Origin of the sequence: Acidovorax sp. A1169, from assembly GCF_030704685.1 — a bacterium.
GTDB lineage: Bacteria > Pseudomonadota > Gammaproteobacteria > Burkholderiales > Burkholderiaceae_C > Acidovorax.
On the sequence record NZ_JAUZDX010000023.1, the window covers coordinates 62115 to 89020 of the forward strand.

General features: G+C 64.6%; 28 protein-coding genes. 24 read left to right on the top strand and 4 right to left on the bottom strand.

What is annotated here, in order from left to right; all coding sequences use genetic code 11:
• The first annotated feature begins 95 nt into the window (after positions 1-95).
• The 4 genes from QYL93_RS27045 to QYL93_RS27060 all read left to right on the top strand — a co-directional run bounded on the left by QYL93_RS27045 (position 96) and on the right by QYL93_RS27060 (position 4058).
• Positions 96-1607, top strand: a complete 1512-nt coding sequence (locus tag QYL93_RS27045) for a flagellin (RefSeq protein WP_305746582.1) — start codon at positions 96-98, stop codon at positions 1605-1607.
• Between the two features lie 193 nt (positions 1608-1800).
• On the top strand, positions 1801-3231 hold the full coding sequence (gene fliD / locus QYL93_RS27050; RefSeq protein WP_305746583.1) for a flagellar filament capping protein FliD: 1431 nt from the start codon (positions 1801-1803) through the stop codon (positions 3229-3231).
• A 65-nt stretch (positions 3232-3296) separates the two neighbouring features.
• Positions 3297-3755 carry a flagellar export chaperone FliS gene (gene fliS, locus QYL93_RS27055; RefSeq protein WP_305746584.1) on the top strand — a complete coding sequence of 153 codons (459 nt, stop codon included), beginning with the start codon at positions 3297-3299 and terminating at the stop codon, positions 3753-3755.
• A gap of 3 nt (positions 3756-3758) precedes the next feature.
• Positions 3759-4058 carry a flagellar protein FliT gene (locus QYL93_RS27060; RefSeq protein ID WP_007860919.1) on the top strand — a complete coding sequence of 100 codons (300 nt, stop codon included), beginning with the start codon at positions 3759-3761 and terminating at the stop codon, positions 4056-4058.
• Between the two features lie 353 nt (positions 4059-4411).
• Here QYL93_RS27060 and fliE read toward each other — a convergent pair whose 3' ends face one another.
• A complete protein-coding gene (fliE, locus tag QYL93_RS27065; protein WP_057204148.1) occupies positions 4412-4723 on the bottom strand; it encodes a flagellar hook-basal body complex protein FliE in 312 nt (103 codons plus the stop codon).
• Positions 4724-4905: 182 nt separating this feature from the next.
• Here fliE and fliF point away from each other — a divergent pair, with 182 nt between their 5' ends.
• The 13 genes from fliF to fliR all read left to right on the top strand — a co-directional run bounded on the left by fliF (position 4906) and on the right by fliR (position 16085).
• Positions 4906-6597, top strand: coding sequence for a flagellar basal-body MS-ring/collar protein FliF (gene fliF, locus QYL93_RS27070; RefSeq protein WP_305746585.1), 1692 nt, complete (start codon positions 4906-4908; stop codon positions 6595-6597).
• Between the two features lie 32 nt (positions 6598-6629).
• Entirely contained in the window at positions 6630-7625 is a 996-nt protein-coding gene (fliG, locus tag QYL93_RS27075; RefSeq protein ID WP_305746586.1) for a flagellar motor switch protein FliG, read from the top strand.
• Positions 7612-8340 carry a flagellar assembly protein FliH gene (locus tag QYL93_RS27080; RefSeq protein WP_305746587.1) on the top strand — a complete coding sequence of 243 codons (729 nt, stop codon included), beginning with the start codon at positions 7612-7614 and terminating at the stop codon, positions 8338-8340. Before fliG ends, QYL93_RS27080 begins: the two co-directional genes overlap by 14 nt.
• Positions 8330-9730 carry a flagellar protein export ATPase FliI gene (gene fliI / locus QYL93_RS27085; RefSeq protein ID WP_305746588.1) on the top strand — a complete coding sequence of 467 codons (1401 nt, stop codon included), beginning with the start codon at positions 8330-8332 and terminating at the stop codon, positions 9728-9730. Before QYL93_RS27080 ends, fliI begins: the two co-directional genes overlap by 11 nt.
• 18 nt (positions 9731-9748) lie before the next feature.
• A complete protein-coding gene (gene fliJ, locus QYL93_RS27090) occupies positions 9749-10198 on the top strand; it encodes a flagellar export protein FliJ (RefSeq protein WP_305746589.1) in 450 nt (149 codons plus the stop codon).
• Positions 10199-10214: 16 nt separating this feature from the next.
• Complete coding sequence (locus tag QYL93_RS27095) at positions 10215-11606, top strand: flagellar hook-length control protein FliK (RefSeq protein WP_305746590.1); 1392 nt, start codon at positions 10215-10217, stop codon at positions 11604-11606.
• Between the two features lie 198 nt (positions 11607-11804).
• Complete coding sequence (fliL, locus tag QYL93_RS27100) at positions 11805-12392, top strand: flagellar basal body-associated protein FliL (protein ID WP_305746591.1); 588 nt, start codon at positions 11805-11807, stop codon at positions 12390-12392.
• Positions 12393-12410: 18 nt separating this feature from the next.
• A complete protein-coding gene (gene fliM / locus QYL93_RS27105; RefSeq protein ID WP_305746592.1) occupies positions 12411-13415 on the top strand; it encodes a flagellar motor switch protein FliM in 1005 nt (334 codons plus the stop codon).
• Positions 13405-13842, top strand: coding sequence for a flagellar motor switch protein FliN (gene fliN / locus QYL93_RS27110; RefSeq protein ID WP_305746593.1), 438 nt, complete (start codon positions 13405-13407; stop codon positions 13840-13842). Before fliM ends, fliN begins: the two co-directional genes overlap by 11 nt.
• 19 nt (positions 13843-13861) lie before the next feature.
• Positions 13862-14227 carry a flagellar biosynthetic protein FliO gene (locus QYL93_RS27115; protein ID WP_305746603.1) on the top strand — a complete coding sequence of 122 codons (366 nt, stop codon included), beginning with the start codon at positions 13862-13864 and terminating at the stop codon, positions 14225-14227.
• Positions 14220-15020: a flagellar type III secretion system pore protein FliP gene (gene fliP, locus QYL93_RS27120; RefSeq protein ID WP_305746594.1), complete on the top strand. Its 801-nt coding sequence runs from the start codon at positions 14220-14222 to the stop codon at positions 15018-15020. Before QYL93_RS27115 ends, fliP begins: the two co-directional genes overlap by 8 nt.
• 9 nt (positions 15021-15029) lie before the next feature.
• Positions 15030-15299 carry a flagellar biosynthesis protein FliQ gene (gene fliQ, locus QYL93_RS27125; protein WP_007853732.1) on the top strand — a complete coding sequence of 90 codons (270 nt, stop codon included), beginning with the start codon at positions 15030-15032 and terminating at the stop codon, positions 15297-15299.
• A gap of 15 nt (positions 15300-15314) precedes the next feature.
• Positions 15315-16085, top strand: a complete 771-nt coding sequence (gene fliR / locus QYL93_RS27130) for a flagellar biosynthetic protein FliR (RefSeq protein ID WP_057204114.1) — start codon at positions 15315-15317, stop codon at positions 16083-16085.
• Positions 16086-16131: 46 nt separating this feature from the next.
• On the opposite strand, the gene QYL93_RS27135 is transcribed toward fliR, so the two are convergent.
• Together QYL93_RS27135 and QYL93_RS27140 are read right to left on the bottom strand one after the other, a co-directional pair.
• Positions 16132-16761, bottom strand: coding sequence for a response regulator (locus QYL93_RS27135; protein WP_305746595.1), 630 nt, complete (start codon positions 16759-16761; stop codon positions 16132-16134).
• Positions 16758-17873 carry an ATP-binding protein gene (locus tag QYL93_RS27140; RefSeq protein ID WP_370877046.1) on the bottom strand — a complete coding sequence of 372 codons (1116 nt, stop codon included), beginning with the start codon at positions 17871-17873 and terminating at the stop codon, positions 16758-16760. Before QYL93_RS27140 ends, QYL93_RS27135 begins: the two co-directional genes overlap by 4 nt.
• Before the next feature lie 186 nt (positions 17874-18059).
• Between QYL93_RS27140 and QYL93_RS27145 the strand changes: the two genes are divergently transcribed.
• From QYL93_RS27145 to QYL93_RS27175, 7 genes are all read left to right on the top strand, one after another.
• The gene (locus QYL93_RS27145; RefSeq protein WP_057204117.1) at positions 18060-18506 is read left to right on the top strand and encodes a hypothetical protein; all 447 of its coding nucleotides are present in this window, start codon (positions 18060-18062) and stop codon (positions 18504-18506) included.
• A 49-nt stretch (positions 18507-18555) separates the two neighbouring features.
• Complete coding sequence (locus tag QYL93_RS27150) at positions 18556-18918, top strand: response regulator (protein WP_007853722.1); 363 nt, start codon at positions 18556-18558, stop codon at positions 18916-18918.
• A gap of 40 nt (positions 18919-18958) precedes the next feature.
• The gene (locus QYL93_RS27155; RefSeq protein ID WP_305746596.1) at positions 18959-21085 is read left to right on the top strand and encodes a chemotaxis protein CheW; all 2127 of its coding nucleotides are present in this window, start codon (positions 18959-18961) and stop codon (positions 21083-21085) included.
• Positions 21086-21141: 56 nt separating this feature from the next.
• On the top strand, positions 21142-21630 hold the full coding sequence (locus tag QYL93_RS27160; protein ID WP_179683310.1) for a chemotaxis protein CheW: 489 nt from the start codon (positions 21142-21144) through the stop codon (positions 21628-21630).
• Between the two features lie 103 nt (positions 21631-21733).
• Positions 21734-22633, top strand: coding sequence for a CheR family methyltransferase (locus QYL93_RS27165; protein ID WP_370877047.1), 900 nt, complete (start codon positions 21734-21736; stop codon positions 22631-22633).
• 44 nt (positions 22634-22677) lie between these two features.
• On the top strand, positions 22678-23427 hold the full coding sequence (gene cheD, locus QYL93_RS27170) for a chemoreceptor glutamine deamidase CheD (RefSeq protein WP_305746598.1): 750 nt from the start codon (positions 22678-22680) through the stop codon (positions 23425-23427).
• A 28-nt stretch (positions 23428-23455) separates the two neighbouring features.
• Complete coding sequence (locus QYL93_RS27175; RefSeq protein ID WP_305746599.1) at positions 23456-24559, top strand: chemotaxis response regulator protein-glutamate methylesterase; 1104 nt, start codon at positions 23456-23458, stop codon at positions 24557-24559.
• A gap of 149 nt (positions 24560-24708) precedes the next feature.
• On the opposite strand, the gene QYL93_RS27180 is transcribed toward QYL93_RS27175, so the two are convergent.
• Positions 24709-26607 carry an ATP-binding cassette domain-containing protein gene (locus tag QYL93_RS27180; RefSeq protein ID WP_305746600.1) on the bottom strand — a complete coding sequence of 633 codons (1899 nt, stop codon included), beginning with the start codon at positions 26605-26607 and terminating at the stop codon, positions 24709-24711.
• Between the last annotated feature and the right edge of the window lie 299 nt (positions 26608-26906).

Sequence of the window (26906 nt, forward strand, 5' to 3'; positions counted from 1 at the left end):
CCATGTCGGCACTGTGGACCGTATAGCCGGGTGCCTTGCCTGGCACCAGGTTGGCGGCAACGCCATTTCAGTCAGTTCTTTTCAGGAGATTTGCCATGGCATCCACCATCAACACCAACGTCGCCTCGTTGACGGCCCAGCGCAACCTGGGCATGAGCCAGACTTCGCTCAACACCTCCATCCAACGCCTTTCGTCCGGCCTGCGCATCAACAGCGCCAAGGACGATGCCGCTGGCCTAGCCATTTCCGAGCGCTTCACCAGCCAGATCCGCGGCCTGAACCAGGCTGTGCGCAATGCCAACGACGGTATTTCCCTGGCGCAAACGGCAGAAGGCGCGTTGAAGGCCTCCGGCGACATCCTGCAACGGGTGCGTGAACTGGCTGTGCAATCGGCCAACGCCTCCAACAGCGCTGGCGACCGCCAGGCCCTGCAACAGGAAGTGGGCCAACTGGTCAGCGAACTCGACCGCATTTCGCAAACCACCGAGTTCAACGGTGCCAAGCTGCTCAACGGTTCGTTCGGCACGCAGCAGTTCCAGGTCGGCGCCAACGCCAACCAGACCATCGTGGCCGCCACGGCCAACCTGCGCACCAGCGTGTACGGCAACAACCAGAACACCTCGGCCAACGGTTCGGGCAGCGGTGCCAGCGCCACCAGCTGGGGTACCAATGGCGTGACCGGCGGTACGCTGGCCGTGAACGGTGCCCTGGGTTCCAAGAACATCACCATTACCGCCAACGACACGGCTAAGGCGATGGCCGACAACATCAACTTGCAGACCGCGAACACGGGTGTTACCGCCTCCGCGCGCACGGAAGCGCAACTGTCCTTCACGTCCGTCGGCGCCTACACCTTCGAGCTGCGCGGTGACAACGCACCCACGTCGCCTGCGCTGGGCCAGTCTGTTTCCTTCAACGTGACGGCGCTGAACACGGCAGATGGCCTGTCGAACGCGGTTTCCGCCATCAATGAGCAGTCTTCCAAGACGGGTATCACGGCTTCACTGAACTCCACGAACGATGGCGTGATCCTGACCAGCGCCACGGGCCAGGACATCGGCATTGCCAAGGGTGCCGCTTCCGGCGCGAACGCGGGTGCGGTGAATATCCAGAAGCTGCAGGCGGATGGCACGGCCATTGGGGCAGCCGACACCCTGGCTGCAGCCACCGGTGCAGACGCCTCGACGGTCAGCGGCTACGTGGTGCTGGACTCCGACAAGTCCTTCTCCACTGTTGCGACGACGACGAACGCCTTCAGCACGGCAACCGCTGCCAACTCGGCTTCGGATCTGCAAGAGGTGGCCAACCTCGATGTGACGACTTTCAAGAAGGCGACCGAAGCCCTCAAGACGGTGGACTCCGGTCTGGCCTACATCAACGGTGAGCGTGCCAAGCTAGGTGCTCTGCAGTCGCGCTTCGAAACGTCGATTGCCAACCTGCAGGTGACGTCGGAGAATCTGTCTTCTTCCCGTTCGCGCATCCTGGACGCTGACTTCGCGGCAGAAACCGCCAACCTGTCGCGCTCGCAGATCCTGCAGCAGGCTGGTACGGCGATGGTGGCCCAGGCCAACCAGTTGCCACAAGGTGTGCTGGCCCTGCTGCGCTAAGCGCGGATCGGCTGGCAGGGCCTGAGAGGGCCCTGGGTGTATCGGCGGCGACAGTTTTCCTGTCGCCGCCTTTTCACCTTCTATGCCGCGTTTGCCGGGAGCGCGGGAATTGGCGGGTTTCCTGGTGTGAATAAGGAGGTTATTGCTGCCCGATCGGCGCCATAATTTCCGCTGACCAGTTCAGGAGGTTCTCATGGCTACCATTTCTTCACCAGGCCTTGCCACCAATGGTCTGGACGTCAAGAGCATCATTTCCCAGCTGGTAAAGCTCGAAGAGAGGCCGCTGGAGACGCTCAAGGTCCAGAAAGCCACGGTCGATACCAAGATTTCTGCCTTTGGCCAGATCAAGTCGCTGGTCTCCACCCTGTCGGACGCTGCCAGCAAGCTCGCAAGCTTGACGAGCTGGAACGCTGTTTCCACGACTTCTTCGGACAGCAAGTATGTGAGTGCTACCGCCATCGGCGGAACCCTGCCGACCACCTTCAGCGTGGAAGTGCAGGGGCTTGCCAAGGCGCAGGCCACGGCATCTGCTGCCCTGCTGCCCGTCGGTGGTGCGTTGGGCGCCGGCACCTTGCGCCTGGAGCTGGGCCAGTGGAGTGTGTCGCCGTCCTCTTTCACCCCGGGGGCGGGTACCCCGGTGGACATCAGCATTTCGGCGAGCGATACCGTCAATGACGTCGCCAGCAAGATCAATGGCTCCAATGCCGGTGTGACGGCCTCGGTGCTCAAGGATGCCTCCGGTGAGCGCCTGATGCTGCGCAGCAAGAGCACGGGGCTGGAATCCGGTTTCCGCCTGAGCGTGATGGAGGGCGGGGATACGGATATCGCCAGTGCCGGCAACACCGACGCCACTGGCCTGTCGCGTCTGGTGGCGGGCAGCACCGTGACACAGGTCGCGTCCGATGCCAAGGCGACCATCAACGGCATTGCCGTGTCCTCGGCCACCAACACCTTCGCCGAAACCATTTCGGGCGTGACCTTCAAGGTGGAGCAGGTCACCACGGCGCCGATCGAGATCGGCGTGGCCAAGGACAACAGCGTCATCCAGAAGAGCGTGGATGACTTCGTGAAGGCCTACAACGAGGTCAATTCGATCCTCAACGAGGCAACCAAGTACGACCCCGCCAACAAATCGGCGGGCTTGTTGCAGGGGGACTCGACCGCCATCGCTCTGCAGAACTCCCTTCGCTCAGCCATCCAGTCGATGACGGGCGGCAAGGCCGGCTTCCAGCGCCTGGCAGATGTGGGCATCACGTTGCAGCGTTCGGGCGATCTGGCAGTGGACGCCACCAAGTTCAGCAAGGCCATGAACGAGAACACGGACGACGTGAAGAACCTGTTCCGCAATCCCGATGCCGGCGCATCCAAGGGGGTTGCCGTGCGCGTCAAGGAGTTGGCGGCGAACCTGCTGTCTACGGACGGTTTCTTCAAGTCCAAGGACGACACGCTGCAGCTGTCGCTCAAGCGCATTGCCAAGGACCAGGTGACTGCCCAGGCCAAGGTTGACGCGTTCGAAAAGCGCACCACCGCGCGCTACAACGCGCTGGACACGCAGATGAGCTCCCTGAATGCCCTGAACGCCTACATTGCGCAGCAAGTGACCACCTGGAACAAGTCGACCTGACGGAAAGCCTTCAGTTTTATGGGCGCCAGCCGATAAATAAAGCATCACACCGTAAGGACCACCCCATGTTCAGCGCCCACAATCCCCGTGCAGCCAACGCCTACCAGCGCATCAATGTGGAAACCAGCATGCACACGATTGACCAGCACCAACTGGTCAGTCTGCTGTATGAAGGTGCGTTGGGTGCCATCGCCACCGCACGCGGCGCCATGGCGCGCGGTGACATCGTCGGCAAATGCAATGCCATCTCCAAGGCGGTGCGCATCATCGAAGAAGGGCTGAGCACAGCCCTTGACAAGGTCGATGGGGGTGAATTGGCGGAGAATCTGGGTGCCCTGTACGACTACTGCATCCGCCGCCTGATCCTGGCCAATGCCCGCAATGACGACGCCATGATGCAGGAAGTCATGCGCCTTATCGAGCCGGTCGCGCTCGGTTGGAACGAGATCAAGAAAAACAACAACGGTGCAGCCACTCCAGCTGACACCACCGCTTCGGGCCAGCCTGTGCTGGTGGAGGCATGAACCATGTCCCACATGCTGATTGATTACTACAAAGCCATTGAAGACAGCAGCGCCAAGATGCTGGAGGCCGCCAAGCTCAAGGATTGGGATGGCGTGGTGCGCTACGAGGGGGCCTGCGCCGTGCTGATCGAGCAACTGCGCTTCAAGTCCCAGGAGCACGAGCTGCTGCCCGAGCACCGCCGCGAAAAGACGCGCATCATGCAGCGCATCCTGCGCAACGATGCGCAGATCCGCTGCCTTGCAGAACCCTGGCTGGCACAGTTCGAGCACCTGTTCGAAGGCCAGCCGCAGATGATGCACTGAACGGGGCACGACGAAGGAGGGGCTGCCGGGCGGCACCTCCATCCACGGCCCTGCTTTCTGCCGGGAAGAAAAAAGCCACCGCACGTCGCAAGACGGCCGGTGGCTTTTTGCTGCCTGCTGCAGCACGAGCTTGGTGGGGAATGCCGTTGCAGGGATCAATGACCCTGTCGGTGTGGCGAATAGTGCTTGGCTATTTAAATTGAATCGAAATCAGAAGCAAACATGGGGGTATCGTTACACATGGCGCATGTAACCGGCGCGCCCCAAGCCAGCGCCCCCGTGCAAGGGCCGCCCCGCCGCACTGGGGGCGTCCCCCTTCCAGGGGGAAGGCGCGAAGCGACTCAGGGGGTGCTTCACACCTGCATGTTCATGATGTCGGTATAGGCCTGTACCATGCGGTTGCGCACGTGCAGCGTGGCCTGGAAGCCGATCTGGGCCTTCTGGATTGCTACCATGGTCTCTTCCAGGCTGACCGAGGGGTTTTCGAGCTGGACTTCCTTTTGCAGGTCGGCCGACTTGTTCTGCGCAGCGCTTACCGACTGCAGCGCCCCCTTGAGGGCGCCCGAAAAGCCCACATCGTTGCCTTCGGCCTGCGGCATGGCGGCGCGGCGCGCCATGCCGGCACCCGCCATGGGGGTGGTAGAGCTGGTGATGCGGAGGTCCATGGCGGTGTCCATTGGGGGATGGGGGATGGGGGATGTAGTGATAGTAGCCAGGCATCCGTGGGCCATCATGGGGAATAGATGCCCAAAGGCGCGCCTTATCGGCAGAACATGGCAGGTACTTGAGCCAAATAATCGAACCCACGCCAAGGTCCCTTGCCGGGCCCCACCTATTGGAAAGCACGATGTCTGCAGTTGCTGAAATCCCACTCGCTCCGCTTGCACCTCCCGCAGCCCGTCCCAACTGGCTGCAGCGGTTGTCCGGCCTCGACCGGGCCCAGCGCATGCGCCTGGGTGTGGGCGTGGCACTGTTGGTCGCCGTCGCGATCGCTGCCATCGTGCTGGGCCGCCAGCCCGACTACCGTGTCCTGTTCTCCAACCTGAACGACAAGGACGGCGGTGCCATCGTGGCGCAATTGACCACGATGAACGTTCCTTACAAGTACGCCGAAGGCGGCGGTGCGATCCTGATTCCCTCTGACAAGGTGCATGACGTGCGCCTGCGCCTGGCCACCCAGGGCCTGCCCCGTGGCTCCGTGACCGGCTTCGAGCTGATGGAAACCAACCGCTTCGGCATGACCCAGTTCCAGGAACGACTGAACTTCCAGCGCGGCCTGGAGGGCGAGCTGACCCGCTCCATCCAGGCACTGTCTTCGGTGCAGAGTGCTCGCGTGCACCTGGCGCTGCCCAACCAGAACGGTTTTTTCCGCGAACAGCAAAAGCCCTCAGCCTCAGTGCTGATCAGCCTGCACCCCGGGCGCATTCTGGACCGGGCCCAGCTCGCCGGCATCGTCCACCTGGTGGCGTCCAGCGTTCCCGAGCTGGCGCCTTCGGCTGTCAGCGTGCTGGACGATACGGGCAAGCTGCTCTCGCAGTCGCCCGACGGCAACGCGGCGGCCAATGCGGTCGATGCACAGCAACTGCTCTATGTGCAGCAGATCGAGCAGCAGCTCACGCGCCGCATCCAGGACATTCTGGAGCCCGTGGTCGGCCGCAACAACGTCAAGGCCCAGGTCTCGGCCGAACTGGACTTCAGCCGCACCGAGTCCACGTCCGAGCAATTCCGCCCCAACCAGACCCCCGATGCCAAGGCCGTGCGCAGCCAGCAGATGCTGGAAACCTCCGGCATGGCCCAGAAGACCGCGACCGGTGTACCCGGCGCCGTTGCCAATCAACCGCCCGCACCTTCGGCTGCACCCATCAACGGCGCCAATCCAGCACCCCAGGCCGGCACCCAGCAGGGCACAGAGGAGTCGTCCTCCAAGCGCGAGTCCACCACCAACTACGAAGTGGACAAGACCGTGCGCGTCACGCGTGGCAACAACTGGGCCATCAAGCGCCTGAATGCTGCCGTGGTGGTGAACTACCAATCGACCGAAGACAAGGGCAAGACCGTTACCAAGGCGCTCACCCCCGAGCAACTGGAGCAGATGAAGGCCCTGGTGCGTGAAACCATCGGCTTCAATGGTGAGCGCGGTGACTCGGTGAACCTCATGAACACGCCGTTCCAGGTGGAGGCCGCGGTGTCGACGGATGTGCCGCTGTGGAAGCAGCCCGAGGTCCTCGATGTGGCCAAGAGCTTTGCCTGGCCGGTGGGGGCCCTGCTGTTCGGCGCCATGGTGCTCCTGGGCTTGGTGCGTCCGGCGCTCAAGGGAGGCAGTGCACCCCGGGCCATTCCGGTGGCCGGTGGGCAGCTCGATGCGCTGGAAGCTGACCAGCCCGACCGCCCTGCGCTGCCGCCTCCTTCCAGGAAGGAAGAGAATGTGGTGGCCACGCCAGAGCAATTGCGTCTGGAAGAGGCACGCGTGCTGGCCAAGGCAAACCCCGTGGCCGTCGCCAATATTCTCAAATCCTGGGTTAACGGCGAAAATGCCTGACCCCGTCGCCGCTCAACATGCTTGGATAGCCCATGGATGAACAAGGTCTCAACGACGCCGCCATCATGCTGATGTCCCTCGGCGAGGAGGAGGCGGCCGAGGTGTTCAAGCACCTCTCGCCCAAAGAGGTTCAGAAACTGGGCGAGACCATCGCGCGCATGAAATCGGTGTCGCGCGACAAGGTGGACAGCGTCATCAACCGCTTTGCCGATGCCGCGGCGGCCCAGAGCCTGCTGGTGTCCGACACCGGCAACTATGTGCGCGCCGTGCTCAAGCGTGCGCTGGGTGACGACAAGGCCTCGCTGCTGATCGACCGTATCCTGCAGGGCGGCGACGTCTCCGGGATCGAAAGCCTCAAGTGGATGGACCCGCTGTCGGTGGCCGAGCTGCTGCGCAACGAGCACCCCCAGATCGTCGCGGCCATCCTGGTGCACCTGAACAGCGAGCAGGCCTCGGGCATCCTGATGCACCTGACCGACCGCCAGCGCAGTGAAATCCTGCTGCGCGTGGCCACGCTGGAAGGCATCCAGCCCACGGCGCTCAAGGACCTCAATGAGGTGCTGTTCAAGGTGCTGGCGGGTGGCGACAAGATCCGCAAGAGCTCGCTGGGCGGCGTCAAGGCGGCGGCCGAGATCATCAACCTGCTGGGCTCCAACATGGACAGCGTGGTGATCGAGTCCATCCGCGGCTACGACCCCGATCTGGCGCAGAAGATCATGGACAAGATGTTCGTCTTCGAAGACGTGTTCAAGCTCGACAACACCGCCATCCAGGCAGTGCTCAAGGAAGTGGCATCCGAGACGCTCATTGTGGCGCTCAAGGGCGCCGTGCCCGAGTTGCGCGAGAAATTCCTGTCCAACATGTCCTCGCGTGCTGCCGAAGCACTGCGCGAAGACCTCGAGTCGCGCGGCCCGATGCGCCTGTCCGAAGTGGAAGCGCAGCAAAAGGAAATCCTCAAGACGATCCGCCGCCTGTCCGACGAAGGCCAGATCGTGATCGGTGGTGGTGGTGACGATGCCTTCGTCTAACAGCCAGCGCTCCTACTCGCGCTTCATCCCCAGCGAGGAAGTGGGGCTGGTCACACAATGGAAGTTCGGCGCCGTGGACGGATCCGAACCGGTGGAGCCCGAACCCGAGGTCCTGCCCGAGCCCGAACCCCTGCCCGATCCGGCCGAGGTGGAGGCTGCCCAGCTGGCACTGGTGCAGCAGGCCTGCGATGCGGCTTTTGCCCAGGGGCTGGCACAGGGCCAGGCCGACACGGCGCTTGAATGGCAGCAGCGCATGGACGACTATGTGTCGGGCCAGGCGCTGGAGATGTCTCACAGCATTGCCAGCGTGGTGCAGTCTTTGCAGGAGTCCCTTGCCGCGATGCAGCAACGCATGGCCCAGGACGTGCTGGCGCTGGCCTGCGATATCGCCCGCGAAGTCGTGCGTCGGGAGCTCTCGGTCGGCCCCGATGTGCTGGAGCCGGTGGTACGCGAGGCCGTGGGCATGCTGTTGGCCGAGGGGCGCCCGGCCATGGTGCGCCTGAACCCTTCGGACATGGGGGCGGTGGAGCAACCGTTGCGCGATGAGATGGGTGCCAGCATCCAGTGGGTGGCCGATGCGGCCGTGCCCACCGGGGGCTGCCTGGTCGAGTCCGGCGGCACCGTGGTCGATGGCAGCGTGGCCAAGCGCTGGGAGCGTGCCATCGCCTCGCTGGGGCTGGAGTCGCCCTGGCAGGAGAGCGGCGATGAGCGTTGATGCCCTCACCTCCAGCGCCTGGACGCAGTTCATGGACGATGCGCGCGAGCGCGTGCGCCAACGTGCGCCGCTGGAGACGCGCGGCACCCTCACCCGGCTGACCGGCCTGGTGCTGGAGGCCGCCGGCATCCGCGTGCCCGTGGGTTCGCAGTGCATGGTGCAGATGCCGGGGCATGCGCCGGTGCTGGCCGAGGTGGTCGGCTTTTCGGCCGACCGCGCCTTTTTGATGCCTGCGGGCGACATCCATGGCCTGTCCAGTGGTGCCAGCGTGGTGCCCGCCGCGCCCTATGTGGCCAGCCCGCGGTTGGGTGAGCCTTCCCGGCCATCCCCGAAGGCCGGCGTGCTGCGCCTGCCCATGGGGGACGGCCTGCTGGGGCGGGTGGTGGACCCACAGGGCCTGCCCCTGGACCATGGCGGTCCGGTGCAGGACGTGGTCTCCGAGCCCATGGACCGCCGCCAGATCAACGCCATGGACCGCGACCCCGTGCGTCTGCCGCTGGACACCGGGGTACGCGCCATCAATGCCCTGCTGACCGTGGGGCGCGGGCAGCGCCTGGGCCTGTTTGCCGGCTCGGGCGTGGGCAAGAGCGTGCTGCTGGGCATGATGGCCCGCTACACCCGGGCCGACGTGATCGTGGTGGGCCTCATCGGCGAGCGTGGCCGCGAGGTCAAGGAATTCGTGGAAGACATCCTGGGGGCGGATGGCCGGGCGCGTTCGGTCGTGGTGGCCGCGCCGGCCGATGCCCCCCCGCTGCTGCGCATGCAGGGTGCTGCCTATGCCACCGCCGTGGCCGAGCATTTCCGTGACAAGGGCAAGCATGTGCTGCTGCTGATGGATTCGCTGACCCGCTACGCCATGGCGCAGCGCGAGATCGCGCTGGCCATCGGCGAGCCTCCGGCCACCAAGGGCTACCCGCCGTCGTGCTTTGCCAAGCTGCCCGCACTGGTCGAGCGCAGCGGCAACGGCCTGAATGGCGTAGGCTCCATCACCGCGTTCTACACCGTGCTGTCGGAGGGCGACGACCAGCAGGACCCGATCGCCGATGCCGCGCGCGCCATACTGGACGGGCACATCGTGCTGTCGCGCTCGCTGGCCGAGTCGGGGCACTTCCCGGCCATCGACATCGAACAGTCGGCCTCGCGCGTGATGCACAACGTGGTCTCGCGCGGCCATTTCGACGTGGCGCGGCGTTTTCGCGCCGTGTACTCGCGCTACCAGAAGAGCCGCGACCTGGTGCAGGTGGGGGCCTACATGAGCGGATCCGACCCCGCGCTGGACGAAGCCATCCACCTGCAGCCGCAGATGGCGGCCTTTCTGCAGCAGGACATGTTCGAAGCGTCCACCATGGACCAGAGCGTGAACGCCATGGCGGCCGTGCTCGACCAGTAAGCACAGGAAGGCCCCACTATGTCTGTCCTCAGTGCCCTCATCATCGCCGTGGAGATCGCCGCGCGCAAGCGCGACGAGGCGCGCCACGTGCTGCAGGAGGCTCTGGCCGTGCAGCAGGCAGCCCAGGCGCAATTGCACCAGCTGCAGGACTATGCCCGCGAGACCGAGCAGCGCTGGGGCATGCAGGCCGACACGCGCGTGCAACCCGAGGTGATGTACCACCACTACCAGTTCATGGACCGGCTGGGGCATGCCGCGGGGCTGCAGACCAGCGTGGTGGGCGACCAGGAGGCGCGGGTCGAGAACGCACGGCGCGGCCTGATGGAGGCGGAGCAGCGCCTGGCCAGCCTGCGCAAGGTGGTCGAGCAGCGGCGGCGCGAGCTGGAGCAGGCCCAGGCCCGCATGGACCAGAAACAAACCGATGAGCGTGCGGCGATGCAATACAGCCGCAGGGTTCAGGACCGATAGGGCAGGAGAATTGACCATGGAACAGGCACGCATATCCACCAGCCAGGGGACGCAGTCTCCCCAGCAGACCGCGCGCACGCGCGCCCACACCCAGCAAAAGGGCATCACGGACGATGGCGCCGGGGCCGCCGCGCAGCCGGACAGTTTTCTGGCACTGCTGGCCGCCCAGGACCCGGAGTTCGCCGAGGGAGGGGATCCGCTGGCCGCCGTTCCAGGTGTTTCGGATGCCTCCAGCACCCTGGCTGCCGTCGATCCGTCCACCCTGGTTGGTTGGCAGGCGCTGGTCGCAGGCGACAGTGCTGCCCAGCAACTCAGAGGTTCGGCAGGGCAGGGCGGCAGCGCGGAGGGCATGAGCGCCGTCGGCCTGTTGGGGCAGACCGGAGTGGCGCGTGGCGCCATGGCCCATATGCTGTCAGATCCTGCAGGCGGTGCACCGGCCCTTGCCGGGCAGCTTCTGGCGGGCCAGGGCTTGCCGGCCGCCGATGGCCTGGTGTCGCAGACTGCGGCACTGGATGGCGGTTTGCCGGATGCATCGCAGCCTGCCACGGCCACGCTGGGTTTCGGGCGCCAGTTCTCGCGCTTGCACAGTGCAGCCCTGCAGCGCGGCGCAAGCGATGCGGGCCTGGGTGGGGCGGGGAGCGTGGGCGCTGCATCGGCGCGCGCCGCGGGCGGCGATGCCAAGCAGGTGGCGGCTTCCACGGGCGATCTGTCGACCATGTCCACCGCAGTGGCGGCCGCCGTGCGCGAGCTCGGCACGGGCCTGCACCGTGTTTCGGGTGAGAGCGGCGCCACCGGGGCGGACGCCGCCTTGCTGGCCAACCTGGATCCAACGGCTGCAGTGGCAGCCCCTGGCGCGCGCAATGCGGATGCGGGCGGCGGCAGCGAGTCGTCCCGGCATGGCGGATCGGGAGGCCTGGGCGAAGGCGGGGCCGAGCCCTCCTTCGCGGTGGATGGTGCGTCGGGCACCTCGGGCTTTGAAGAACTGGCACAGACCGGGGCCGAAGAATTGCTGGCCGAGCAGGTCACCTACTGGGCCAACCAGAAAACCCAGAGTGCGGAGGTCACGCTGAACCGCGACGGCCAGCCCCTGGCCGTGACGGTGGCCCTGTCCGGCAACGAGGCCCATGTCACCTTCCGCAGCGACCAGGAGCACACCCGCGAGATGCTCGACCAGAGCATGGCGCAGCTCAGCGAGCTGCTGCGCAGCGAGGGCCTGGTCCTGTCGGGCATGACCGTAGGCACCTCGGCAGGCCAGGGCGCCATGGCGGGCGATGCCGAGGAGCAGCAACGCAACCGTTCAGGCGATGGGCAGCAGGGCCAGGTGCTGGTCTCCGGCCCCACGGATGTCAGCCAGCGGCTGGCGGGGAGCGGCACGCGCAACAACAGCGCCGTGGACGTCTTCGTGTAACGCGGCTGCAGTCTGGCCGTGGCCGCCGCAGCATGCTGCGCCAGCGTGGCACAGCGATTGCCGGCGTTAACACGCTGTTAAGGGGTGTATTCTGGCTATTATTGGACCGGCAGCTGCGCCACAATGGGAAGCGTCTGCCGGCCCGATGCCGTTCCCGGCGAGATGCCACCATCGAATCCCACCTAAGGAACCTGTCACGTGTCTGCCAATGCTGCTGCCGCTCCGGCCAAGGAGAAGCCCAAAAGCAAGAAGATGCTGATCATCGTGGTCGCTCTGGTGCTCGTGCTGGGCATCGCGGGCGCTGCGGCCTTTTTCATCCTGGGCAAGAAAAAGAACGCCGATGACGAGGAGGGAGGGGCTGCCGCAGCGGCGCCGGCCCACGAGACGGCCAAGACACCGCCCACTTTCCTGCCCTTGGAGAACATGGTGGTCAATCTCGCCGATCCGGGCGGCGACCGGTTTGCGCAGATCGGCATCACGGTCGAGGTGGCCGACGCCAAGACGGCCGAGCAGATCAAACTCTACCTGCCTTCCATCCGCAGCAGCGTGCTGCTGCTGGTATCGCAGCGCACCTCCGGCGAGCTGCTGGTGCGCGAAGGCAAGGAAAAACTGGCCAAGGACATCCTGCGCGAAGTCTCCCGTCCGCTGGGTTTCACCGTGCCACGCGAGCGGCCCAAACCCGCGTCGGTGCCGGTTGGCGAGGACGATGAGGAGCAGCCGCCACCGCGCAAGGTACCGAAAAATCCGGTGCAAGGCATTCTTTTCTCCAGCTTCATCATCCAGTGATGCGAGGACAATCCTGCCATGAGTGATTCATTCCTATCGCAGGAAGAGGTTGATGCCCTTCTGGAAGGCGTTACTGGCGAGAGCCAGAAATCCGTCGAGGAAGTGGCCGAGTTGGGGTCCGTCCGCAATTACGACATCTCCAGCCAGGAGCGCATCGTTCGTGGCCGCATGCCGACGATGGAAATCGTCAACGAGCGGTTTGCGCGCAATTTCCGCATCGGCCTGTTCAACTTCATCCGCCGCAGCCCCGAGATTTCGGTCGGTACCGTATCGGTGCAGCGCTACAGCGCCTTCCTGCGCGAACTCGCAGTCCCTACCAACTTCAACATCGTGGCCATCCGTCCGCTGCGTGGCAGTGGCCTGATCGTGTGCGAGCCGTCGCTGGTGTTCGGCATCATCGACACGCTGTACGGCGGGGTGGGCAAGTTCCAGACCCGCATCGAGGGGCGTGACTTTTCGCCCACCGAGCAGCGCGTGATCAACCGGTTGGTCGACGTGATCTGCGCCGAATACAAGAAGGCCTGGCAGGGCATCTACCCGCTGGAGCTCGACTACCAGCGCTCGGAAATGCAGCCGCAGTTCGCCAACATCGCCACGCCCAGCGAGATTGTGGTGTCCACTGCGTTCCAGCTGGAAATCGGCGACCTGTCGGGCGCCATCCACATCTGCATGCCCTATGCCACGCTGGAGCCCATCCGCGACGTGCTGTACTCCTCGACGCAGGGCGACTCCATCGAGGTGGACCGGCGCTGGGTGCGGGTGCTCACGCGCGAGATCCAGGCGGCCGAGGTGGTTTTGGTGGCCGAGCTGGCCAAGGCCGATGCCACGGTGGAGCAACTGCTGGCCATGAAGCCCGGCGATTTCATCGAGCTCGACCGGGAGCCGCGCATCCGCGCGTCGATCGGGGGTGTTCCCATCTTCGAGTGCCAGTATGGGACCCACAATTCGAAATATGCCATCCGCATCGAAGAGTGCCTGCGCAACTCGGACATGAGCTGGCTGGGAGAAAAAGATGTCAACTGAAGACAACAAGGACGGTGCAGCCGAGGATCCGTTTGCGGGCTGGGCCGAAGCACTCGAAGAGCAAAAAAGCTCGGACGACAAGCCCGGTGACGCCGAGCAGGGCGGTCCTCTGTCCGGTGATGCGGTGCGCCCTTCCGCGACGGTCAACGGCGACGGCACCGTCAACGACATCAACATGGTGCTGGACATCCCCGTCCAGCTGTCCGTGGAGCTGGGCCGCACCAGGGTGCCGATCAAGTACATCCTGCAACTGGCGCAGGGCTCGGTCGTCGAACTCGATGCGTTGGCCGGGGAACCCATGGACGTGCTCGTCAACGGCTACCTGATCGCACAGGGCGAAGTGGTGGTGGTGAACGACAAGTTCGGTATCCGCCTGACCGACGTGGTGACGCCTTCGGAGCGGTTGCGGCGCGTGAGCCGTGGGTGATGGGGGCACAGCCATGGGGATGACCCAGACGCTGGTCGTCGTCGTCCTGTTCGTGGGCGCCATGGCCTGCCTGCCCTGGCTTATCAAGCGCCTGCAGCAACGCCATGCCGCAGGGGGCCTGCCGGCCGGGGCCGCGTCGCGCGTGCTGTCGGCAGTGGCCGTGGGCCCGCAGCAGCGGGTGGTCACCGTGGAGGTGGGACCCGAGGGGGCTCGCACCTGGCTGGTGCTCGGTGTCACGGCGCAGCAGGTCAGTTGCCTGCACGTGCTGGCGGCTCCATCCGCGATCCCAGCGGCACCGGCTGCATTGCCGGTGGTGGTGGCGGATAACTCCGCCTTTGCTCGCGAAATGGCGGCGGCCGAGGCGCGCAAGGAACCGCATGCCTGATTCGGCACGCCCTGCATCATCACTGCCCCGCGCCGCGTGGGTGGTGGCCCTGGCCGCGCTGGGCCTCCTGCTCTGGCAGGTGCCTGCATTGGCGCAGACGGCGGCCACTCCTGCAGCCCCTGGAACGCTGCCTGTGCTGGTGGGCGCGGGCAGTGGCGGCACGAGCTATTCCGTGCCGATCCAGACGCTGTTGTTCTTCACGGCGCTGTCCTTTTTGCCCGCCATCCTGCTGCTGATGACGGGGTTCACGCGCATCGTCATCGTGCTGTCGCTGTTGCGCCAGGCCATCGGTACGCAGTCGGCACCACCCAACCAGGTGATCATCGGCCTGTCGCTGTTCCTGACCTTCTTCGTCATGGGGCCCACGTTCGACCGGGTGCACAAGGATGCCTATGTGCCCTACACCACCAACGCCATCACCTTCGAGCAGGCGGTGGAGCGGGCCGAGGTGCCGATGCGCGAGTTCATGCTCAAGCAAACCCGGCAGTCGGACTTTGCGCTGTTCTCTCGCCTGGCACGGTTAGCGCCCGAGGTGACCGCCGAGACCGCACCGTTTCGCGTGCTGGTGCCGGCATTCGTGACCAGCGAGCTGAAGTCGGCGTTCCAGATCGGCTTCATGATCTTCATCCCCTTCCTGGTGATCGACATGGTGGTCTCCAGCATCCTGATGTCCCTGGGCATGATGATGCTGTCACCGGTGCTGGTGGCGCTGCCGTTCAAGCTCATGCTGTTCGTGCTGGCCGATGGCTGGAACCTGCTGATCGGCTCCTTGGCCGCCAGCTTTGTTACCTAGAGAGGCCCCATGACTTCACAGATGGTACTGACCATGGGGCGCGACGCCCTCACATTGCTGCTCATGATCGCCATGCCCGTGCTGGGGGTGGTGATGGCGGTGGGCCTGGTGGTGAGCATCTTCCAGGCGGTCACGCAGATCCACGAAGCCACCCTGGCCTTCGTGCCCAAGCTGATTGCCGCGATGGTGGTGTTCGCGATCGCCGGGCCCTGGATGATCAGCACCCTGGTCGATTACATCCGCCGGACCATCGAGTCGATTCCCTCGGTCGTCGGGTAGCACGGTCGCTTTGCCGTGATCACTTTCACCGAGGCCCAACTGGTGGCCTGGATCTCGCCCATCCTGTGGCCGTTCATCCGTGTGCTGGCGATGTTCTCCGTGGCGCCGGTGTTTTCCATGCGCACCATTCCCATGCGGGTGAAGATCGGCCTGGCCTTCTTCGTGGCCCTGTGCGCGCAGGGCGTGCTGGTGAACCAACCGGTGATCGACATCAATGGCCGCGAGGCGCTGGGCGCCGTGGTCCAGCAGGTGGCCGTGGGCCTGGCCATCGGCTTTTCGGTGCGGCTGGTGTTTGCCTCGGTGGAGCTGGCCGGTGAAATGATCGGCTTGCAGATGGGCCTGAACTTCGCCTCCTTCTTCGACCCCGCCAGCAATGGCCAGGTGAGCGCCGTGGCGCGCTTCTTCGGGCACATGGCCACGCTGCTGTTCATTGTCATCAACGGCCACCTGATGGTCATCATGGCCGTGGTCAAGAGCTTCGACCGCTTTCCAGTGGACGGCAACTTCCTGCAGGCCATCGGGCAGATGCGGCTTTACGAGCTGGGCTCCTCCCTGTTTTCCAGCGCGTTGTGGATCGCCCTGCCCATGATCGCGCTGCTGCTGTTCGTCAACCTGGCCATGGGCATCATCTCGCGCGTGGCGCCGCAGATGAACATCTACGCGGTCGGCTTTCCGGTCACTCTCACCGTGGGCTTGCTGGGCATCACGGCCACCTTGCCCATGCTGGAGCAGCCCATCCTCACGCTGATGCAGCAATCCATCGACCTGTTTTCAAGCCAGCGGTAAATCGGTCGGCTGCAGGTGTTGCGCCCACCCGTGGCCACTCAAGGGGCTACACGAGTTCGTTGCGGATGGCGTAGACGGTGAGCTCGGCGTTGTTGGAGAGCTTGAGCTTCTCGAGGACCCGTGAGCGGTACACGCTCACCGTCTTGGGGCTGAGCATCAGCTCTTCGGCAATGTCGGCCAGCCGGCGGCCCGAGGCGATCTTGATCAAGGTCTGCAGCTCGCGCTCGGACAGCGTGGCGTGCGGGCTCTCCAGCACTGGCTGGGCCAGGCTCTCGGCCAGCATCTGGGCCACCTCGGCCGTCAGGTACTTGCGGCCCTGCATCACCACCCGCACCGCGTTGATCAATTCCACCGGATCGGAGGCCTTGTTGGCATAGCCCTGGGCGCCGGCCTTGAGGCAGCGCAGCGCGTACTGGTCCTCGGGGTACATCGATACCACCAGCACCTTGATGGTGGAATGGGTTTCGCGCAGGGTGGCCAGCACCTCCAGGCCGCCGCGGCCGGGCATGTTCAGGTCGAGCAGCAGCACGTCGCAGGGGGCGCTGCGCAGCACCTCGCGCAGTTCGGCGTAGCCGCCGGCCTCCCCGGTCACCTTGATGTCAGTGGCCTCGGTGAGGGTATCGCGGATGCCGCGCCTGAGCACGGCATGGTCATCGCACAAAACGACGTTGATCACCAGACATCTCCTGTGATGGGGGGCAGGCCCGAGGTGGCCAGCGGTATCGACAGTGTGAGGCAAGTCCCTTTGCCCGGCTGCGTGCTGACATCGAGCCAGCCGCCCACGGTGCGCGCCCGCTCGTGCAGGCCCTTGATCCCGAAGGCCTTGGGCTTGTCGGCCAGCCGGGCCACGTCAAAGCCGCAGCCGTCGTCGGCGATCTCCACGGTCAGCACCCCTTCATGGTCGGACAGGTCGATATGCACCTTGCTGGCCTGGGCGTATTTGGCGATGTTGGTCAGCGCCTCCTGCGCTGTGCGATAAGCCACCAGCCGAATATCGCTGGGCACATCGATCGCCTCGCCACTGGCCACCACCTGCGTGCGTACCGCGCTGCGGCGCTCGAAGCCCGCCGCCAGCCACTGGATGGCTGCCACCAGCCCCTGCTCCAGGATCGGCGGCCTCAGGTTCATCATGATGCGCTGGCTGGCGCCGATGGCGTGTTGCAACATGTCCGACGCACTGGCAAGGTGGTCCTGTGTCCCCGGGTCCTGCGCATGCCGTCCGATCCAGGCGAGATCTACCCTTACGGCGGTCAGCGAGCCGCCAATGTCGTCGTGGATCTCCCGGGCGATGGAGGCGCGCTCCTGTTCGATGGAGGTCTGCAGGTGCTCGGTGAGCTCCGCCAGGCGCTGCTGGGAGGCCGCCAGCTCAGCCACGGCGCGTTCGCGGTCCTGGCGGGCCTGGTGCACCTCGATGGCCCGCGTGACCACGTGCGGCAGGCGCGAAATATCGTCCTTGAGCAGGTAATCGGAGAAGCCCAGGCGCATCGCGTCCACGGCCGCCGCCTCGCCAATGGCCCCCGACAGCAACACAAATGGCACAGGTGTTGCTAATTTAGCCACATGCTCCCATGCATCCAGCGCAGTGAATCCTTGCAGTCTGTAGTCCGCAAGGATCAAATCAAAGGGTTGGTTGCTGGTGCAATCGCAGAAATCCTGCAGAGTGTCTACCTGCTGGACGGTGCAATGCAGCTTGGCACGCTGCAAAGTGAGCTTGGCCAGAACATGGTCTGCCAGCGAATCCTCCAGGTGCAGGAGGCGTAAGGGCTGGCCTGCTACTGTCATGACCATATGAGCGCTATCATAGGATACAAATTGGAACAAACAAGGGTGTTTGTCCCGGTGGAGTGGGTGAGAAGGCTATCGTCCAATAGAACGCAATGTCAGGGTTTTTGCAAGGGTTGGCGGGGCACTGCCAGTGCGGACCGCCAGTTGGGGGCTTTAGGACCCTGGTCTGCTTGTTGCTATGGAGAAACAATGCAATCTACGCTATCAACGTCAACTGGGCCGGCAGTTCAGGTTCCGGTCATGGTGGCAGCAGAACTGCAGGATTCGCTGCTGGTCGTCATGCACGACCTGCACCGCCTGGAAGGCTTGTTGAACCATGCCACGGACAATCTGCTGGAGCGCTTTGGCGAGGCCAATGCCGTGCTGAACGATGCCTTCGTGGCGGACTCGCCCGAGCTGGCGGCCGCCCGTACGGCCTTGCGCAGTGCCGTCACCGAACTGCAGTTCCAGGACATGGCCTCGCAGCTCATCTGGCACACCACCAAGGTCCTGCAGGGCTGCGCGTTTCGGCTGGCGTCCGAGGCCATGGGGCACGATGAAGGCGAGGAGGCGGCGCCATTTGCCGAAATGGCGCCGGATCGACCCAATCCCGTCACGCAAAGCGAGATGGATGCCGGGTCTATTGATCTATTCTGAAGTTGGCATCGCTGGTTCACCTATATATTCAAGTCAGTTGGAGTCCTAAATGCAATCGATACTTGCCGTAGATGATTCACCATCCATGCGAAAAATGGTGTCTTTCACCCTCACCGGTGCCGGATACCACGTGGTGGAGGCGGTGGATGGGCAAGATGCCCTGGAAAAGGCCGAGAGCCACGACATCCACCTGGTGCTGGCCGACCAGAACATGCCCCGGCTCGATGGCATAGGCCTCACGCGCAAGCTGCGCGAGCACCCCAAGTTCAAGACCATCCCCATCCTGATCCTGACCACTGAATCGAGTGACCAGATGAAGCAGGCGGGGCGGTCGGCCGGTGCCACCGGTTGGCTGGTCAAGCCGTTCGATCCCAACCGCTTGATCGAAGTCATCCAGAAGGTGATCCGTTGAACCGGATGCACGGGCGCCACCACGTATAAAGGAGCCGACTATGGCTGAAAGCTATCAAGAGGGATCAGGGGCTGGCGGTGCTGACTTTGACCTGAGCCAGTTCTACCAGATCTTCTTTGAAGAGGCTGGCGAGAACCTGGACCAGATGGAGCAGATGCTGCTGGACCTGGACCTGAGCGCTGCCAACGACGAAGAGCTCAATGGCATCTTCCGCTGCGCGCATTCGATCAAGGGCGGGGCCGCCACGTTCGGCTTCTCCGATGTGGCCGAGCTGACGCACCAGATGGAGTCCCTGCTCGACCGGCTGCGCCGCCACGAGCTGCAGCCCATTCCACCCATGGTCGATGTGCTGCTGGAATCCGCCGATGCCTCGCGCAGCCTGTTGGCACGCCACCAGGCAGGCGGGCAGGGCGAGGCCGTGTCCACCACCTCCCTGGTCAAGCGCATCAGCGAACTGGCGGCAGGCGTGGTCCCGGACGGCGCACCCGCAGCGGCCCCAGCGCCCGCCCCGGCACCGGTTGCCGCCGCTCCTGCGCCGGCCACCAAGGCCCACGTGCCCGGGCAATTGCGCAAGCTGCAGATCCACATCGGGCCGCTGGAAAAGACCGAGCAGGCCGACACCATCAAGGAACTGTTCCGCGACATTCCGGGCCTGGGCTCCATCAGCGATCTGCCCAGCGTGCAGGCTGGCGTGCGCGTGTTCGCGGTGGAAACCACCTCGTCCACCGACGACCTGCTGGACCTGTTCGCCTTCCATGTGTCCAAGGAGCAGGTGCGCTTCAGTGACGGGGACGAAGAACCCGCTGCAGTAGCCGAAGTCGATCCCGATCATGCGGTGCACGAGATCGAGCCCCCTTCGGGTGGCGCCGACGTGTCCTACGGCTTCTTCTCGGACGCGCCTGGCGCCCCGAGCGCGGTGCCTGCTGCCGGTGTGGCCGCCAAGCCTTCGGCGTCCAAGGCCGTGGCCGCTGCCGAGCCCAAGGCTGCAGCCCAGGCGCAGATGGAATCCACGACCATCCGCGTGGCAGTGAACAAGGTCGACCAGCTCATCAACCTGGTCGGCGAGCTGGTGATCACCCAGGCCATGCTGGCGCAGAACAGCCGCGGGCTGGACGCAGGCGCTTACCAGCAACTGCTGGCCGGCCTGGCCGACCTGGACCGCAACACACGGGACCTGCAGGAATCGGTGATGTCGATCCGCATGATCCCCATGTCCATCGTCTTCAGCCGCTTCCCGCGCATGTTGCGCGACCTGGCCAATAAGCTGGGCAAGAAGGTCGAGCTGGTCACGCTGGGCGAAGCCACCGAACTGGACAAGGGCCTGGTCGAGAAGATCACCGACCCGCTCACCCACCTGGTGCGCAACAGCTGCGACCACGGTATCGAGATGCCGGCAGAGCGCCTGGCCAAGGGCAAGCCCGAGCTGGGCACCATCACCCTGTCGGCATCGCACCAGGGGGGCTCCATCGTCATCGAGGTGCGCGACGACGGCCGCGGCCTGTCGCGCGAGAAGATCCTGCGCAAGGCGCAGGAGCGGGGCCTGGATGTGTCCGACCAGATGAGCGATGCCGACGTGTGGCAACTGATCTTTGCCCCCGGCTTCTCCACCGCCGATGAGGTTACCGACGTGTCGGGCCGTGGCGTGGGCATGGACGTGGTCAAGCGCAACATTGCCGCCCTGAACGGCTCGGTCGAGGTGGACTCTGCCGAAGGCTATGGCATGAAGGTGTCGGTGCGCCTGCCGCTCACGCTGGCCATCATGGACGGCATGTCGGTGGGTGTGGGCGAAGAGGTCTACATCCTGCCGCTGTCCTCGGTGGTGGAGTCCTTCCAGGTCAACTCCGACGACGTCAGCACCGTGGCCCAGGGATCGCAGCTGGTCAAGGTGCGCGACGAGTACATGCCGGTGATCGCGCTGGAGAAGATCTTCCAGGTACCGCGCTTCGACCTGAACAAGTCGAGCAACATCATGGTGGTGGTGGAGGCCGACGGCAGCCGTGTGGCGCTGCTGGTCGACGAGCTCCTGGGCCAGCACCAGGTGGTGGTGAAGAACCTGGAGACCAACTACCGCAAGGTACCCAATGTCTCGGGCGCCACCATCCTCGGCGACGGCACGGTGGCACTGATTCTGGACACGGGTGGCCTGGTGCGCCGGGCCCGCCACTGATTCGGGTGCGATGTGTTCATGGAATGCACCAGCACTGCTAACAAGGAGAACGCACCATGAGTGTGATGGGTAAAACCGCCGACAGCGCGCCGACCGGTGCGCGCGAGTATCTGACGTTCCGGCTGGACCAGGAAGAGTACGGCATCGACATCCTGAAGGTCCAGGAAATCCGGGGCTACGAGCCGCCGACGCGCATTGCCAATGCCCCCGAATTCATCAAGGGCGTGGTGAACCTGCGCGGCACCATCGTCCCCATCGTGGACATGCGCCTGAAGTTCAACTGCGCGCAGGCGGACTACAACAGTTTCACGGTGGTCATCATCCTGAACCTGCGCAACCGCGTGGTCGGCATCGTGGTGGACTCGGTCAGTGACGTGATGGAGCTCACGCCCGAGAGCATCCGCGTGGCGCCCGACATCGAGAGCGCCATCGACAACAGCTGCATCCTGGGGCTGGGGTCGGTGGGTGAGCGCATGCTGATCCTGCTCGACATCGAAAAGCTGATGTCGAGTGTGGACATGGGATTGGTGACGACGGCGGAGTAACGAACGCCACAGTCAGTCAGGTGGGTGGCCGCAAGCCAAACTGCAGGCAAGGGTCTGCAGGCCTTTTGGAGCGAAATGGACTTCCGAGCGGATGATCAAAATGATGCCCCAGACCACCAGTATTTCCTCGGCCGGCGCGCGTGCTGCCGCCGCAGCCGCTGCCAGTGCCCCGGCACCGTCGGGCCCGCTGGCGCAGGGGCGTGAGTTCGTATGGACCAACGCCGACTTCGCCCGGGTGCAGTCGCTGATCTACCAGCGCGCCGGCATCAGCCTGCACGACGGCAAGCACGCCATGGTCTACAGCCGGCTCTCGCGCCGTCTGCGCGATACGGGGCACAACAGCTTCCATGAATACCTGGGCTGGCTGGAAACGCACGATGGCCCCGAGTGGCAGGAGTTCGTGAACGCGCTCACCACCAACCTCACGGCGTTCTTTCGCGAGCAGCACCACTTCGAGATCTTCGCCACGCTGCTGCGCAGCAAGCCGGCCAACACCGCCTGGAAGGTGTGGTGCAACGCGGCCTCCACCGGCGAAGAGCCGTACTCCATCGTCATGACGGCCTTCGAGTCGCTGGGGGCCAACGCCTCCTTCAAGCTCACGGCCAGTGACATCGACTCGAAGGTGCTGGCCACCGCCGGCCAGGGGGTGTATCGGCTCGACAACCTCAAGGGGCTGGGCCCGGAGCGGCTGCAAAAGTTCTTTCTCAAGGGCAAGGGCGGCAATGATGGCATGGTGCGGGTCAAGCCCGAATTGCGCCGTGCCATCGACTTCATGAGCGTGAACCTCATCCGCGACGACTGGCCCTTCAAGGAGCCCTTTGACGTGGTGTTCTGCCGCAATGTGATGATTTATTTCGATGCGCCCACGCAGCGCAAGGTGCTGGAGCGTATCCACCGTGTGCTCAAACCTGGTGGCATGCTGTTTGTGGGGCATGCTGAAAATTTCAGCGAGTCCCGTGATCTCTTCACCCTGCGCGGCAAGACGGTCTATGAACGCCGGTGATCCGCCCCTCTGTTCGCCCGTAGGAACTTGTTCCAAGCAGCTCCATGACCAATAACCAGCCCAATACCTTCACGCCTGGTGCCGCCCCGGCTGCGCCCGGAGCGCCGGAGCGCCGGCGTGCTCCGCGCATCGCGCCGCTGAGCGCGGACATCTATTCATCCAGCTCGGCGCCGCGCGAATCCTCGCTCAATGAACTCAAGGCCCAGGCCAGAAAGCCGGGCGAGGCATCCTTCTTCTACCTGGACCACCACTTCCAGCACAACGCCGTGAAGGTGTTGCCCGGCGAGTATTTCGTGGCCGACGAAAGCATGGTCATCATGACGGTGCTGGGCTCGTGCATCGCGGCCTGCCTTTGGGACAGCCGTGCGCACATCGGGGGCATGAACCATTTCATGCTGCCCGACGGCGACCTGGCAGATGCCTCGGGGCGCTATGGTTCGTACGCGATGGAGTTGCTCATCAACGAGATGCTCAAGCTCGGTGCCCGGCGCGAAACCATGCAGGCCAAGATCTTTGGCGGTGCGCAGGTGATGCACAATTTCACCACCATGAATGTGGGCGAACGCAACACCACCTTCGTGCTGAACTACCTGCACACGGAGCGCATCCCCATCGTCTCGGAAGACGTGCTGGACATCTATCCCCGCAAGGTGGTGTTCTTCCCGGTGACGGGCAAGGCCATGGTCAAGCGTCTGGCGCACGCCCATCCCGAGACCCTGGTGGAGCAGGAAAGGCGCGGGAATGCTGCGACCGTCGCCAAGAGCACCTCGGGTGGCTCCGTGGATCTGTTTTGATTGAAGACGAAGAAAGCCTGAGAGAACAATGAGCAGGAAAATCCGGGTGATCGTGGTGGACGATTCGGCGCTGGTGCGCAGTCTGCTGTCTGAGATCATCAACCGGCAACGGGACATGGAGTGCATCGGCACGGCCAACGACCCCTTGGTGGCGCGCGAGATGATCCGGGAGATGAACCCGGACGTGATCACCCTGGACGTCGAAATGCCGCGCATGGATGGCATCGACTTCCTGGGCCGGCTGATGCGCCTGCGGCCCATGCCGGTGGTAATGATCTCCACGCTGACCGAGCGCGGGGCCGAGGTTACCATGAAGGCGCTGGAGCTCGGCGCCATCGATTTCGTGGCCAAGCCCCGGGTGGGCTTGGCCAGCGGCCTCAACGACCTGGCGACCCAGATCGTGGACAAGATCCGCGTGGCGGCCGTGGCCCAGGTGCGCCGGGCTGCGCCGCGCGAGGCATCGGCCGCGCATTCCGCATCCGGCGCGGGCACGGCGGCCCCTGCGGCACCTACCACCTTGCTGGGGCGCCTGTCCACCGAGAAGCTGATCTGCATCGGCGCCTCGACCGGGGGTACGGAAGCCATCAAGGAGGTGCTGGTGCACATGCCGGCTGATTCGCCAGGCATCGTGATCACCCAGCACATGCCTCCGGGCTTCACCACCAGCTTTGCGGCACGGCTCAACGGCCTGTGCCAGATCACCGTCAAGGAAGCCTCCAACGGCGAGCGCATCCTGCCGGGCCATGCCTACATCGCTCCCGGGGGCACGCAGTTCCATGTGGCGCGCAGCGGAGCGAACTATGTGGCCGTGGTCGACGATGGCCCGCCGGTGAACCGGCACAAGCCCTCGGTGGAGGTGCTGTTCAAGTCGGCCGCCGCCGTGGTCGGGCGCAATGCCTTCGGCATCATGCTCACCGGTATGGGCAACGATGGTGCAGCTGCCATGCGCGAGATGAAGGACGCAGGCAGCTACAACTACGTGCAGGACGAAGCCACCTGCATCGTCTTCGGCATGCCGCGCGAGGCCATTGCCCACGGCGCGGCCGATGAAGTGCTGCCGCTGGGCCAGATTGCGCCCGCGTTGGTGGCGCGCCTGCGTGGCGCGACCGACCGGCTCCATCACAGAATTTAAAGCCCCCCTGAGTCGCCTCCGGCGCCATCCCCCCAGGGGGACGCCACCCGTGGCCTGGCAAAGCCAGTTCCACGGTGGCGCTGGTTTTGGGGCATGCCTTCGAGCAGGTCGCGCCACATACGAGCGTGGCTTACAGCTTCCGCGTCAGGTCAGGCCGACAGCGCCGTCCAGCGCTCCAGCGCTGCCATCAGTTCCTCATCGATCTCGCTGGCGCGGGCCGTGAGCTTGGCTGCCTTGGCACCGTCGGTGGCGTAAACGCTGCCATCGGCCAGCACGGCCTGTACCTCGGCCTGTTCCTTTTCCAGGGCGCCAATGCGATCGGGCAGGGCATCCAGCTCGCGCTGTTCCTTGTATGACAGCTTCTTGCGCGAGGTCTGTTCCGTCTTGGAGGGGGCTGCTGCAGTGGCTGCGTCCTTGGCGGCGGCCGGCTTGGTGCCTGCCGCCGGGGCAGCGGCTGCGGCGGCCGCACGGCTGCGGCGCGATTGCAGCAGCCAATCCTGCACGCCACCCTCGTACTCGCGCCACAGGCCATTGCCTTCAGACGCAATGGTGCTGGTCACCACGTTGTCCAGGAAGGTGCGGTCATGGCTCACCAGGAACACCGTGCCATCGTAGTTTTCGAGCAGTTCTTCCAGCAGGTCCAGCGTGTCGATGTCCAGGTCGTTGGTTGGCTCGTCGAGCACCAGCACATTGGCCGGGCGTGCGAACAGGCGCGCCAGCAGCAGGCGGTTGCGCTCTCCGCCTGACAGCGAACGCACAGGGGAGTGGGCACGGGCCGGAGAGAACAGGAAGTCGCTCAGGTAGCTCTTGACGTGCTTGCGCTGGTTGCCGATCTCGATCCATTCGCTGCCGGGGCTGATGAAGTCCTCCAGCGTCGCATCCAGGTTCACGGCATGGCGCATCTGGTCGAAGTAGGCCACCTGCAGGTTGGCGCCCTGGCGGATGTCGCCGGTGTCCGGCGCCAGCTCACCGAGGATCATCTTCAGCAGCGTGGTCTTGCCCGCGCCGTTGGGGCCGATCAGGCCCACCTTGTCACCGCGCAGGATGGTGCCGGTGAAGTTGCTGACGATGGTCCGGTCGCCAAACGACTTGCTCACGTTGGTGAGCTCGGCCACGATCTTGCCCTGGTAGCCATTGCCGCTGCCCGTGGCCACGTCCATGCGCACGCTGCCCACCACGTCACGGCGTGCTTCGCGCCGTGAGCGCAGGTCTTGCAGGCGCGTGATGCGGCTTTGGCTGCGGGTGCGCCTGGCTTCCACGCCGCGGCGAATCCACACTTCCTCCTGGGCCAGCAGCTTGTCGGCCTTGGCGGAGATCACCGCTTCCTGCGCAAGCTGGTCTTCCTTCTGAAGCATGTACTGGGCAAAGTTGCCGGGGTAGGAGCGCAGTTGCCCCCGGTCCAGCTCCACGATGCGGGTGGCGACCCGGTCCAGGAAGGCCCGGTCGTGGGTGATGGTGACCACGCTGCCCGGGAAGTCGAGCAGCAGGTCCTCCAGCCACTCGATGGAATCCAGGTCCAGATGGTTGGTCGGCTCATCGAGCAGCAGCACGTCGGGCCGCGCCACCAGGGCCTGCGCCAGTGCCACGCGCTTCTTGGTGCCACCCGAGAGGGTGCCGACGATGGCCTCGGGGTCCAGGTGCAGGCGTTGCAGGGTCTCTTCCACGCGCTGCTCCCAGTTCCAGGCGTCATAGGCCTCGATCTGGGATTGCAGTGCGTCCAGGTCCAGCCCCTCGGCGCCCGAGAGGTACTGGTCACGCACCGCGATCACGGCCTGCAGTCCTTCGGATGCGGCCTTGAAGATGCTGGCTTCGGGGTCGAGCGAGGGCTCCTGCGCCACGAAGGCAATGCGGGTGCCTTGCTGCACCTGCAGCGATCCGTCATCGGGCTTGGCCATGCCGCCCAGGATCTTGAGCATGGACGATTTGCCGGCGCCATTGCGCCCGATCAGTCCCACGCGCTCGTTTGCCTCCAGAGAGAAGCCGGCGTGGTCCAGCAGTGCAACGTGCCCAAATGCGAGTTGGGCGTCCAGTAGAGTGATAAGTGCCATAGGGGGAGGATTATCGAGGGCGCGCGCACTTTACATGTGTCGGGGTGCTGACGGACTGTTTTTGGCGAGGGCTTGCGGTGGATGCTGGTCCTGTGCATGGGTGATGCACACCTGCCGCCCGCCCTGCTTCTATATAGGAGGGGCCCCTTGCCGCCCTGCGAGCGTGGGTGTGGCGCCAGTGGGCTGGCCGCATTTCTGCAGAAAGTGATGGGGCCCTTCCATCCAATCCAAAACTCATGCTATAGTCGAGGGCTTCGCTACCAAGACCTCTGTTAACAGAAGTCGGTCAGCAGAAGGTG